We start from the raw sequence: 12,688 nt of genomic DNA on the forward strand, positions 1-12,688 counted from the left end.
GTCGCTGTGAGGCGGGCACATCGACGATTCCCCGACACGGGGGCGGAAGTGACCGATGTGACCAGGGCTTCGGGCTCCGACCGCGGCGTCGGGCGCGTGGTGTCGGGCGCATGGCGTCGGGCGCGCAAACACTCACGCCTCGAAGCGGTACCCCATCCCTGACTCGGTCACCAAGTGCTTGGGGTGCGACGGGTCGTCCTCGAGTTTGCGTCGCAGCTGCGCCAAATACACTCGCAGATAATGTGTTTCGGTGGCATATGCCGGGCCCCACACCTCTTTGAGGAGCTCTTCGCGGCCGACCAGCTTGCCGCGGTTGCGGACCAGCACCTCCAGCATCCCCCACTCGGTGGGCGTAAGGTGGACTTCGGCGCCGTTCTTGGTGACCTTCTTGGCGGCCAGGTCGACGGTGAACGCCTCCGTCTCGATCACCGGTTGCTCCAGCTCGGACACCGCGGTGTTACGGCGGATGGCGGCCCGAAGCCTGGCCAGGAACTCGTCCATCCCAAAGGGTTTCGTCACATAGTCGTCGGCCCCGGCGTCGAGGGCCTCCACCTTGTCGGACGAGTCGGTGCGCGCGGACAACACGATCACCGGCGCGGTGAGCCAGCCGCGCAACCCGGCCAGCACCTCGATTCCGGAGATGTCCGGCAGGCCCAGGTCGAGGATCACCACGTCGGGCCTGTGCTCGGCGGCGGCGCGCAGCGCGCCGGCACCGCTGGACGCGGTGATCACCTCGTAACCCCGCACGGACAGGTTGATGCGCAGCGCACGCAGGATCTGCGGCTCGTCGTCGATCACCAGCACCCGGGTCATCGCGCCCCGACCATTTCTGGCGCGGCCAATTCCACCGTCACGGTGAGGCCGCCACCTGGGGTGTCGCCGGCCGCGATCGTGCCGCCCATCGCCTCGACGAAGCCGCGCGCGACCGACATGCCCAGGCCCACTCCCGTGGTGTTGTCGTGATCGCCGAGGCGCTGAAACGCTTCGAAGATCTGGTCTTCGGTCCCGTGCGGGATGCCGGGCCCCTCGTCGATGACGTTGATCAGGACGCGGTCGCCCACGCGCCCCGCGTTGACCCGAACCACACAGTCGGGTGCGTACCGCAGCGCGTTGTCGATCAGGTTGGCAAGCACGCGCTCGAGTAGCCCCGCGTCGGCCAGCACCACGGCGTCACCCACATCGACCTTGACCCGATCGATGGCCGATCGGTAGAAGCCGGTGGCGCCCTTGCCGATACTGATCAGCGCCCGCTGCACGGTCTCCTCCAGATACACCCTTCGCATGTCCGGGTGCACCACGCCGGCGGCCAGGCGCGACGAATCCAGCAGGTTGCCGACCAGCGCCGTCAGCTGGTCGATCGATTCCTCGATGGTCGCCAGCAGTTCCGCCGTGTCCGCGGGGGAGAAGGCGACGTCCTCGGCGCGCAGGCTGGACACCGCGACCTTGGCCGCCGCCAGCGGCGTGCGCAGGTCGTGGCTGACCGCCGACAGCAGGGAACGCCGCAACTCGTCGGCCCGCACGATCGCCTCGGCCCGGCTGGCCTCCTCGGCCAGCTCGCGCTGCCGGATCAGCCCCGCGGCCTGCTTGGCCACCGCGCTCAGCACCCGGCGATCGCGGGCCGAAAGCTTCCTGCCGGCCAACAACATCCAGAACTCGTCGTCGCCGACCTCGATCGCGGTGTCGGCGGAGGCGACGGTGACGCACGGGTCCCTGCCCACGCACGCGACGACGTAGGCCTTCTTGCCCTCGGCGCGGTCCTCCTCGGCGGGTTCGCGCAGCATGCTGACCGCGCGCTGCGAGTAGGTCTCGCGCACGCGTTCGAGGAGCGTATCGAGGTCGGCCCCGCGCAGCACGGAGCCGGCGAACAGCGTCAGCAGCTCGGCCTCCTGGGAGGCGCGACGGGCTTCCCGGGTGCGCTTGGTCGCGCCGTCGACGAGGACCGCGACGGCGACCGCGACCAGCAGCAGCACCAGTTCGGTGACGGCCGCATCGGGCTCGGCGATGGTGAACGTGTGCCGGGGTGCGGTGAGGAAGTAGTTCAGCAACAGGCTGGACAGCACCGCCGAGGCCACCGCCGGGGCGACGCCGCCCAGCAGCCCGACCAGCAGCACTCCGACGAAGAACAGTGCGCTGTCGCCGCTGGTGCCCAGATACGGGTCGAGGGCATTGACGATGACCGCGCAGATGGCCGACGGCACGATGACGGCCGCCAGCCAAGAAGCCACCCGCCGCTCGTTGGGACCCAGCGAAGCCGCGCGGAATCCGCGTTTGGACTCCTCGTGGGTGACCAGGTGCACGTCGATCTTGCCCGACAGCTCGACGATCCTCGCGCCGATGCCCTCCTCGAAGACCCGCGCCCACCGCGAGCGCCGTGAGGTGCCGATCACCAGCTGGGTGGCGTTCATCTCGCGGGCGAAATCGAGCAGGGCGGCGGGCACGTCGTCACCGACCACGGTATGCAGCGACGCGTCCAAACTGGTTGCCAGGTCCCGGATCTTGGCCATCCGCGCCTCCGACAGGCCGGCCAGCCCGTCACCGCGGATGACATGCACCACCATCAGCTCGGCGCTGGACTTCGACGCGATCCGCGACGCCCGTCGCACCAACGTCTCCGACTCGGGACCGCCGGTGACCGCCACAACCACCCGCTCGCGGGCCTCCCACATGTCGGTGATCTTGTTCTCGGCGCGGTACTTGGCCAGCGCGGTGTCCACCTGGTCGGCGAGCCACAACAGGGCCAGTTCCCTTAGCGCGGTGAGGTTTCCGCGGCGGAAGTAATTGGACAGCGCCGCGTCGATGCGCTCGGGGGCGTACACGTTTCCGTGGGAGAGCCTGCGACGCAACGCCTCCGGCGTGATGTCGATCAACTCGACCTGTGCGGCCTGCCGCACAATGGAATCCGGAATGGTCTCTTTCTGTTCGATGCCGGTGATTTGGGCGACGACGTCGTTGAGGCTTTCCAGGTGCTGGACGTTGACGGTGGAGATCACCGTGATCCCCGCGTCGAGTAGTTCCTCGACATCCTGCCAGCGTTTGGCGTTCTTGCTGCCCGGGGTGTTGGTATGGGCGAGCTCGTCGACGAGAACGACCTGTGGTTTGCGCGCCAGGACGGCCGGCACGTCGAGTTCGGGAAAGGTGCTGCCGCGATATTCGATGTAGTGGGGCGGAATGACCTCGATGCCCTCAAGCAGCTCAGCGGTTTTCGCCCTGCCATGGGTCTCGATCACACCGGCCACGAGGTCGGTGCCGCGCTCCAGCCGGCGATGCGCCTCGCCGAGCATCGCGTAAGTCTTGCCCACCCCTGGGGCCGAACCGAGGTAAATCCGCAGCTCGCCGCGCTTGGGGCGGTGGTCAACGACACTCACGTCAACCATCATCCCCCTATCGCGCTAGCCCGAGACCGGATATATGTGATCGAGTTGCAGGTTCAGTTGCAGCACGTTGACGGACGGTTCGCCGAAGAATCCGAGGGCGCGGCCACTTCGGTTCTGCGCCAACGCCTCACGTATCTGGTCCACGCTGACATGCCGGGCCTTGGCCACCCTGGCGACCTGGAGATCGGCGTAGGCCGGCGAGATGTCCGGGTCGAGGCCGCTGCCGCTGGCGGTGACGGCGTCGGCGGGCACGGCGGGGTCGGCGGGCGCGGCGCCGCGGATCGGGACGATCTGGCCGATCGTGTAGTCCTCGCCGTACTTGGCGCACTCGACGCGGACCCCCTCGTAGAGGGTCAGAAACGGCGCCGGCGTCGCCTGGCACGGCTCGTTGACGCTGACGACCCGGGTGGGGTGGACGACGTTTCCGCGGGCGTCACGCGGCCCGATCACCGAAAGGACGGCACCCACACCGCCGCCCGTGCAGAACGGTCGCGAACCGTCGACGTTTTCCAGCCGGCCCACCGCCGCGCTGCGCGCACACACCGTCGTCAACAGGCTCGGCTTGAAGCCCGCGTCCGACGCGGACTTGCCCGCCGCCAGCTGCGCGGGATCGGCGGGTGTGTCGACGATGCTTTCCGGCCCGAGGTTGCTCGCACTTGTCGACAGCGGGTCGTAACCATTGCCGGCCGCCGAGGGGCGGCCCTGAAAGTACTGGGGCAGCGGGTTGCCGTCCTTGTCGGTGAACAGCTGACCGATCAGCCGGCTGCCAATGGGCTTTCCGGCGGCGGTGAGAATCGACCCGTCGGCCTTGTCCTGCAGTCCCGGTATCTGCGCCACCAGCCAGACGAACAACGGGTAAGCGACGCCGGCGATCACGGTCAGCACCAGCAACGCGCGGAACGCCGCCCAGTGCATGCGGACGAAATTCGAGAAGCTCATGTCAGGACATCCCCGGGACGAATTGGACGATGAGATCGATCAGCTTGATTCCGACAAAGGGGGCGACGATGCCGCCCAGGCCATAGATGTAGAGGTTGCGGCTCAACAGCTTTGACGCGCTACTCGGCGTGTAGCGGACGCCGCGCAGCGACAACGGGATCAGCGCCACGATGATGATCGCGTTGAAGATCACCGCGGACAGGATCGCCGACTCCGGGCTGTGCAGCCGCATGATGTTGATCATGTCCAGCCCGGGGAACAGCGCGACGAACATGGCCGGAATGATCGCGAAGTACTTTGCGATGTCGTTGGCGATCGAGAATGTGGTCAACGCGCCGCGGGTGATCAGCAACTGCTTGCCGATCTCGACGATCTCGATGAGCTTGGTCGGGTCGGAGTCGAGGTCGACCATGTTGCCCGCCTCTTTGGCGGCCGACGTGCCGGTGTTCATCGCCACACCCACGTCGGCCTGCGCCAAGGCCGGCGCGTCGTTGGTGCCGTCGCCCGTCATCGCGACCAGCTTGCCGCCCTCTTGCTCCCGCTTGATCAGCTCGAGCTTGTCCTCGGGGGTCGCCTCGGCGAGGAAGTCGTCCACGCCGGCCTCGTCCGCAATCGCCCTGGCGGTCAACGGGTTATCGCCGGTGATCATCACCGTGCGGATGCCCATCCTGCGCATCTCGTCGAATCGATCCCGCATGCCCTGCTTGACGACGTCCTTGAGGTGAATCACGCCGAGCACCGCCGATTCGCCGTCGCGGCTTTCCCCGACCACCAGCGGGGTGCCGCCCGCGGCGGAAATGCCGTCCACGAGCTCGCCGAGCTGATGGGGAACCTTGCCGCCTTGGCCGCGCACCCATTCCGCGACGGAGCTGGCCGCGCCCTTGCGCAATTGGTGTCCGTCGATGTCGACCCCGGACATGCGCGTCGCGGCCGAGAACTCCACCCAATGGGCGTGGGCGAGTTCGCCCGGCGTGCGTGCGCGCAACCCGAAGTGTTGTTTGGCGTAGACGACGATCGAGCGGCCTTCCGGAGTTTCGTCGGCGAGGCTGGACAGCTGCGCGGCGTCGGCCAGCTGCTGATCGGAGACGCCGTCGACGGGGACGAAGGCGGCCGCCTGCCGGTTGCCCAGGGTGATGGTCCCCGTCTTGTCGAGGAGCAGGGTGTTGACGTCACCGGCGGCTTCCACCGCGCGCCCGGACATGGCGAGCACGTTGCGTTGCACCAGCCGGTCCATGCCGGCGATGCCGATCGCGGAGAGCAGTGCGCCGATGGTGGTGGGGATGAGGCACACCAGCAGCGACACCATGACGATCCCGGTCACGCCGTTTGCATTGAGCGCCTGGGTGTCCGGGACGCCGGGATTGTTCATCTTGGAGTAGATCGCCAGCGGCTGCAGGGTGGCGACGGCGAAGACGAAGATGATCGTCAACGCGGCCAGGAGGATGTTGAGCGCGATCTCGTTGGGGGTCTTCTGCCGGTTGGCGCCCTCGACGAGCGCGATCATCCGGTCGATGAAGCTCTCCCCGGGCTTCTGGGTGATCCGCACGACGATGCGGTCGCTCAGCACGGTGGTGCCGCCGGTGACCGCCGAGCGGTCACCACCGGACTCCCGGATCACCGGCGCCGACTCACCGGTGATGGCCGATTCGTCCACGGAGGCAATGCCTTCGACGACGTCGCCGTCGCCCGGTATCACCTGTCCCGCCTCGACCACCACGACGTCACCCTGTTGCAGCAGCGGTGCGGCAACCTCTTCCTCGACGGCGGGCGCGCCGGGCTGCCAGTCCTTGAGCCGCCGGGCCAGCGTCTGGGTCTTGGCCCGGCGCAGGGTTTCGGCCTGAGCCTTGCCGCGGCCTTCCGCGACCGCCTCCGCGACGTTGGCGAAAAACACGGTGAGCCAGAGCCACACCACGATCAGCCAGGCGAACCAGGTCGGGCTGATGATCGCCAGCACGGTGCTCCAGGTGGCGCCGATCTCGACGATGAACATGACCGGGTTGCGCCACAAGGTGCGCGGGTCGAGTTTGGCCAGCGCGTCGGGCGTCGAGCGCAGGAGCATTTTCGGGTCGAGCAAGCCGCCTTGCACCCGTTTGGTGTTTGCGGAATCCGACGGCCGCGACTGCTCGGCCGGGTCGACGGTGGTCGCGGTCATCAGTGGATTCCTTCGGCGAGAGGGCCCAGCGCCAGCATGGGCAGGAAAGTGAGCGCGACGAGAATCAAGGTCACCCCGGCGACCATTCCCACGAATTGCGGCCGATGCGTGGGCAGGGTGCCCGCCGATTCGGGCGTCTGGCCCTGCCTGGCCAGCGATCCGGCCAGCGCCAGGACGAGCACGATCGGCAGGAACCTGCCCAACACCATGGCCAGGCCGAGGGCGGTGTTGTACCAGTCGGTGTTGACGCTGATCCCGGCAAAGGCCGACCCGTTGTTGTTGGCCGCGGACGTGAACGCGTACAGCACTTCCGACAGGCCGTGCGGGCCGGTGTTGAGCATGCCGGCGCGCTCTCCCGGCAACGCCATCGCGATCGCGGTCCCGGTCAGCACGATCAACGGGGTGACCAGGAAATAGCTTGCGGCCAACTTGATTTCGCGCGGGTTGATCTTCTTACCGAGGTATTCGGGGGTACGGCCGACCATCAGCCCCGCGACGAACACGGTGATCACGGCCAGGATCAGCATGCCGTACAGACCCGAGCCGGTGCCGCCGGGTGCGACCTCACCCAGTTGCATGTTGAACATGGTCATCATGCCGCCGAGGCTGGTGTAGGAGTCGTGGAACGAGTCGACGGCACCGGTGGACGTGAGCGTGGTCGAGTCGGCGAACACGGCGGAGTTGGCGACACCGAACCGCTGCTCGACGCCCTCCATCGCCGAGCCGACCGCGGTGGGCACCGTGCCGTGGTGCTGCAGCTGGAACCACATCATGAAGGTGACGCTGACCGCGTACAGCGACGCCATCACGGATGCGATCGCGTAGCCCTGCTTGGCGTTGCCCACCATGCGCCCGAACGTGCGCGGCAGCGCGAAGCTGATCACCAGGAGCAGGAAGATCTCCAGCCAGTTGGTCCATGCGGTCGGGTTCTCGAACGGGTGGGAGGAGTTGGCGTTGTAGAAGCCGCCACCGTTGGTGCCCAGCTCCTTGATGGCTTCCTGGCTGGCCACCGGCCCGCCGGTGATGGTCTGCTGCGTCCCGTTGAGGGTGTTGACGACGTGGTCGTTCAGCTGGAAGTTCTGGATCGCTCCTCCCGCGATGAGCAGGATCGCGCCCAACACCGCGATCGGCAGCAGGATCCGCAGTGTGCCGCGCACCAGGTCGACCCAGAAGTTCCCCAGCTCCCCGGTGCGCGTGCGGGCGAATCCGCGCACCAGCGCGATCGCGACCGCCATGCCGACGGCGGCGGACACGAAGTTCTGCACCGCCAGTCCCGCCATCTGCACGAGGTGGCCCTGTGTCGATTCGCCGGAATAGGCCTGCCAGTTGGTGTTGGTGACGAAGCTGACCGCGGTGTTCCACGCCAGGGCCGGGGTCATCTTGGTGGCCGGGTCGTGCAGGTGCAGCGGCAATTTGTTCTGCACGAGCTGGAAGACGAACAAGAACAGAATGCTGACCGAGGAGAACGCCAGCACGCTGCGCGCGTAGGCGCCCCAGCTCTGCTCCGAGCGGGCGTCCACCCCGATCAGGCGATAGATGCCCCGCTCGACGTAGCCGTCCTTCTCCGAGGAGTAGACCCGGTACATGTAATCGCCCAAGGGCACGTGCACCGCCACCAGCGCCACGACGAGGACGGCGAGGAAGATCAGTCCCGCGGTCGTCCCGGTCATCAGAACCTCTCCGGGAACAGCAGAGCGCAGCCGAGGAACAATGCCAGCAGGACGGAAAGCACCAAACCGACGATGTTTTCGTAGCTCACAGCCGCTCGACCAGCTTCTGCACCAAGCCCAGTACGGCGAACACCGCCACCGTGAGCGCCACGAACGCCACTACGCCCATTTTGATGCCCATTTTGATGCCCATTTCGAGCCCATCTTGTCTCCGTTCAGCACCGAACACGCGCACGCGAAAGCCCCCATCGAGTCAGCCACAACGCTGTCCCCGGAGGCAAGGTCAGCTTGAAATTAGCTGGCGCCTTTGGGCTAGGGCCTTTGGTTGACAGTTCTCTAACGGCGTCGCGGGGCGCCTTTACGGTTTCTTAACGCCCGCCTCGCGGTTTGCATCAGAGATCGTTCGCTGGTGGTTCGTTCGCGAGGAAGTCGTCGATCAGGCGGTTGACGAGTTGGGGTGACTGCCGGTTGGACCAGTGGCCGTTGCCGGGAAGCATCTCCAGCCGGGCATGGGCAATGCGGCGCGCCGCGTCGACTGTCCGTTCGGCTTTGACCGAACGGTCCCGGTCGCCTTGGATGAACAGTGTGGGACAGGCGATTTCGTGGAGTCGCGGCCGCAGGTCCAGCTTCATCTTCAAGAAGCCTATCGAGTCGTTCTGCAGGTCGGAGGCGCGTGCGCCGTTGGCCAGCACCTCGGCGTGGACCTCGTCGACGATATCGTCGAAATCGTCGACCGGCCCGGCGAAGAGCGCATGCCGTGCCAGCCAGGCCACCATCGTGCGGTGACGAAACATCATCGTCGATGCCCCGGAGACCAGCGGCGAGAGTTTCGCCGTCAACCACAGCAGCTGATGCACCACGGGCGGGAACGAGAGGATGCCAGCGGGTGCGAGCGCGACGACGCGTCGCACCCGGCCGGGTTCGGCGATGGCGTAGGCCAGGCTCAACGCGCCGCCCTGGGAGAGTCCGACCAGATCGGCGCGGTCGACGCCGAAATGATCCAGGATGTCGGTGATGCACTGCAGCAGCCGATCGATGCCGGCGTGACCGTGCCAGGGCCGGCTGCCGCCCTGTTTGGGCCAGTCCAGGGCGTAGACGCGGTGGTGCTGGGCCAAGACCGGGATGAGGTGGCGCCAGCTGAGCATCGCGTTGTCCACGCCTGCGCCGCTGAGCAGTAGCACCGGACTTCCGGCGTCGCCCGCCACCAGCACGCGCAGTCTGCCCTCGGGGCAACCGACGAATACTTCCGAAGGCTCCGAACGGCCGGCGGGATCAGGCACCGGGGCCGTTGGTCATCGGGAGACGCACCCGGAAAACCGTTCTGCCCTCGGCGGATTCGGCGGTGACGGAGCCGTGGTGGGCCTTGACGATCGAATCGACGATGGCCAGGCCCAGCCCGGTGCCCGAGCTGTTGAGCCTCGAATTGTCGGCCCGGGCAAACCGTTCGAACAACCGGGGCAGCAGCTCGGGGTCGATGCCCGGCCCGTCGTCGGTGACGCTCAGTTCCGCGACGGGCCCGGCCGGCCCGTCGCGGTGGCAGGTGATCGCCGTCGTGACGGTGACCCCCGGCGGGGTGTGTACCCGGGCGTTGTTGAGCAGGTTGCTGACCAGCTGGTGTAGCCGAGCATGATCGCCGCGGACCCACACCGGTTCGTCCGGCAGGTCCTTCACCCAGTGGTGCGTGGGCGCCGCGACCGCCGCGTCGTTCACGGCGTTGACCACGAGCTCGGCCAGGTCGACCTCCTCGCTCTGCAGGTCTTGTCCTTCGCCGAGGCGGGAGAGCAATAGCAGCTCGTCGACCAGCAGCGTCATGCGCCGCGCTTCGGACTCGATGCGGGCCAGCGCGTATTCGGTGGTCGGCGGCAACTCGGAGCTGTCCTGACGGGTGAGTTCGGCGTATCCCTGAATCGCCGCCAGCGGCGTGCGCAGTTCGTGGCTGGCGTCGGTGATGAATTGCCGCATGCGCAGATCGGATTCGGCGCGCTGCGCCAGCGCACTGTCGACGTTGTCCAGCAGCCTGTTCAGGGTGTGGCCGACGATGCCGACCTCGTTCTGCTGGTTGGTGTCCCGGGGCCGCACCCGGACGCTGATGCGGTGGTCGTCGTCGGTGAGCGGCATGGCGGCGACTTCGGCCGCAACGCCGGCCAGCCGGCGCAGCGGCCGAAGGGTGTAGCCGACGACCCACACGGTGAGCCCCGCGGTGACCGCCAGAGCGGCCGCGATGAGTACGGTGGTGGTGAGCTGCTTGCGGGCGATGATCTGGTCGGCGAGATTCAGCGACACCCCGGCGACCAGCACGTCGGATCCGTCGACGTGGCTGTTGAGCCGGTAGAACCCGAGGCTGCGCAGGTTTTCGGTCCGTGGCGGCCCCTCGCCCCAGGACTGCGCTTCGATGGCGCGAACCACGTCGGCGGGCGCCGGCCGCGCCTCGGCTTCCGAGAACACCGCCGATCCGATGACGGTCCCGTTGTGCAGCACCACGATCAGGTTCCCCGGCGTCTGGTCGGGAAACTGCAGCATCGCCTGGTCCAGCGGCTTGGCACCGGCGGACGGATTGCGTTCGCCCTCACGGTATTTGGCGTAGGAGTGGCCCAGCGCGTCCAGGGAACCGGCGACGTCGGCGTCGCTCATCGAGGTGACGTAGCCGCGCAGGCTCAGCACGGAGACGATTCCGACCGTCATCAGCACCACGCTGACCACGGCCAGTACGCCCAACAGCAATTGGCGCCGTAATGAACGGGGTAGCCACCGCGGAAGGTCTCCGGCCAGGGCATCCCGGTCCGTGGTCATTCCGGGGGCCGCAGCATGTACCCGACACCGCGCACGGTGTGAATCATAGGTTCCCGGCCGGAGTCGATCTTCTTCCTCAAGTACGAGATGTACAGATCGACGATGCTGGTGCGGCCGGCGAAGTCGTAGTTCCAGACGCGGTCCAGGATCTCGGTGCGGCTCAACGCGCGGCGGGGATTGCGCATGAGAAAGCGCAGCAACTCGAACTCGGTCGAGGACAGCGATATCTGGGTGCCGTCGCGGGTCACCTCGCGACTGGCGGTGTCGACTCTCAGGTCGCCGACCTTGAGGGTTTCGGCGGCCGGCGGCGTCTGCTGGCCCGAACGGCGGAGTAATCCACGCAGCCGGGCGACGAGCTCTTCGAGGCTGAACGGCTTGGTCATGTAGTCGTCGGCGCCGGCGGTCAGGCCGGTGACCCGGTCCATGACGGAGTCCCGCGCCGTCAGGAAGAGCGTCGGGGTATAGGCCTCGGACTGGCGGACGCGTTCCAGGATCCGCAGCCCGTCGACGTCGGGAAGCATGATGTCGAGCACCAGCACGTCGGGGCCGACCTTGTCGAACTTCGCCAGCGCTTCGCGTCCGTTGTGGGCGATGTCGACAACCCAGCCCTCGTAGTGCAGCGCCATCTTCACCAGGTTCGTCAGCGCAGGCTCGTCATCGACCAGTAGGACCCTGATCGGAGACCCATCGGCGCGGTAGATCCTGGGTAGCTGCCCGAGGATGGCTTGGCGAGGGCGCTGGCCTCCCGCGTATCCCGACATTGCCGTCATGTTCTTCCATTCTGGCAAATCACACACCGAACTGTCACGGAGCTCATAGAAACCTCAAATGTGCGGGTGTCGGCCGCGTCACATCACATGCCGCTCAAATATGAGTTTCATATGTGTCGCATCAGCCAACTTGAGATGAGCTGATTCCCCAAAAATACTGGGATGCATGGTCGTTGGTCTGGCGGGCCAGAGTATTTGCGAGGTTAGGCTCTCCAAATCGTCGGCGCAAGAGTCGATTTCGGTGATCGAATCCCGTGTTATTGCGATGCGTACCGTCGGTGCCGAACGCGTACCCACGACGGCCGGGGACGACGACGTCTCCAACTGTCGTTAAAGGCAAGTTACGTGGTGTTACGAATCCCGGTCGTTTGAAACATTTTTCAGAAGTCCGGGCCGGTGGAACGCCGCAGTGATTGCGGTCACTCAAGTAGCAAAGGAAAGCAATGGATTTTGGCGCGTTGCCTCCGGAGGTCAACTCCGGCCGGATGTATGTGGGGCCCGGGCCCGCGACGCTGCTGACCGCGTCGGCGGGATGGGACTCGCTGGCCCTGGAGCTGAACTCGGCGGCCGGTGGCTATGAGTCGGTGATCACGACCCTGACGGACGAATGGCTGGGGCCGACGTCGACGTCCATGGCCGCCGCGGTCGCGCCGTACGTGGTGTGGCTGCGGGCCACCGCGGAGCTGTGCGAGCAGTCGGCGACCCAGGCCACCGCCGCGGCGGCGGCCTACGAAGCGGCGTACGCGATGACGGTGCCGCCCCCGCTCATCGCGGCCAACCGGGCACGCCTCATGGCGTTGATCGCCACCAACGTCCTGGGGCAGAACACGCCGGCGATCATGGCCACCGAGGCCGAGTACAGCGAGATGTGGGCTCAGGATGCGACCGCGATGTACACCTACGCCGCCAGCTCCGCTTCCGCGTCGAGCTTCGGCGCCTTCGCGCCGCCGCCGCAGACGACCAATCCGGGCGGCATCGCCGGCCAGGCCGGCG

General features: G+C 67.0%; 10 protein-coding genes. 1 reads left to right on the forward strand and 9 read right to left on the reverse strand.

Annotated elements, in window-relative coordinates; translation table 11 throughout:
- Positions 1-132: 132 nt before the first annotated feature.
- The 9 genes from A5692_RS07505 to A5692_RS07545 form a co-directional block, all read right to left on the reverse strand.
- Positions 133-813 (reverse strand): response regulator, encoded by a 681-nt coding sequence (locus A5692_RS07505; protein ID WP_068054136.1) that lies wholly within the window; start codon positions 811-813, stop codon positions 133-135.
- Positions 810-3,377, reverse strand: a complete 2,568-nt coding sequence (locus tag A5692_RS07510; protein ID WP_068054139.1) for a sensor histidine kinase KdpD — start codon at positions 3,375-3,377, stop codon at positions 810-812. The genes A5692_RS07505 and A5692_RS07510 overlap by 4 nt, the downstream gene beginning before the upstream one ends.
- A gap of 12 nt (positions 3,378-3,389) precedes the next feature.
- On the reverse strand, positions 3,390-4,313 hold the full coding sequence (locus A5692_RS07515) for a potassium-transporting ATPase subunit C (protein WP_068054142.1): 924 nt from the start codon (positions 4,311-4,313) through the stop codon (positions 3,390-3,392).
- A gap of 1 nt (position 4,314) precedes the next feature.
- A complete protein-coding gene (gene kdpB, locus A5692_RS07520) occupies positions 4,315-6,465 on the reverse strand; it encodes a potassium-transporting ATPase subunit KdpB (protein WP_068054145.1) in 2,151 nt (716 codons plus the stop codon).
- Positions 6,465-8,135, reverse strand: a complete 1,671-nt coding sequence (kdpA, locus tag A5692_RS07525; protein ID WP_068054148.1) for a potassium-transporting ATPase subunit KdpA — start codon at positions 8,133-8,135, stop codon at positions 6,465-6,467. The genes kdpB and kdpA overlap by 1 nt, the downstream gene beginning before the upstream one ends.
- Positions 8,135-8,224 carry a K(+)-transporting ATPase subunit F gene (gene kdpF / locus A5692_RS28930; protein ID WP_050790038.1) on the reverse strand — a complete coding sequence of 30 codons (90 nt, stop codon included), beginning with the start codon at positions 8,222-8,224 and terminating at the stop codon, positions 8,135-8,137. The genes kdpA and kdpF overlap by 1 nt, the downstream gene beginning before the upstream one ends.
- A 303-nt stretch (positions 8,225-8,527) precedes the next feature.
- Positions 8,528-9,415 carry an alpha/beta fold hydrolase gene (locus A5692_RS07535; RefSeq protein WP_068054151.1) on the reverse strand — a complete coding sequence of 296 codons (888 nt, stop codon included), beginning with the start codon at positions 9,413-9,415 and terminating at the stop codon, positions 8,528-8,530.
- Positions 9,408-10,925: a cell wall metabolism sensor histidine kinase WalK gene (locus tag A5692_RS07540; RefSeq protein ID WP_068054154.1), complete on the reverse strand. Its 1,518-nt coding sequence runs from the start codon at positions 10,923-10,925 to the stop codon at positions 9,408-9,410. Before A5692_RS07540 ends, A5692_RS07535 begins: the two co-directional genes overlap by 8 nt.
- Entirely contained in the window at positions 10,922-11,695 is a 774-nt protein-coding gene (locus tag A5692_RS07545) for a response regulator transcription factor (protein ID WP_068054157.1), read from the reverse strand. Before A5692_RS07545 ends, A5692_RS07540 begins: the two co-directional genes overlap by 4 nt.
- A 443-nt stretch (positions 11,696-12,138) precedes the next feature.
- Here A5692_RS07545 and A5692_RS07550 point away from each other — a divergent pair.
- A partial coding sequence (locus A5692_RS07550) for a PPE family protein (RefSeq protein WP_156765972.1) occupies positions 12,139-12,688 on the forward strand: 550 nt, incomplete at its 3' end.

Origin of the sequence: Mycobacterium sp. E342, from assembly GCF_001667665.1 — a bacterium.
GTDB lineage: Bacteria > Actinomycetota > Actinomycetes > Mycobacteriales > Mycobacteriaceae > Mycobacterium.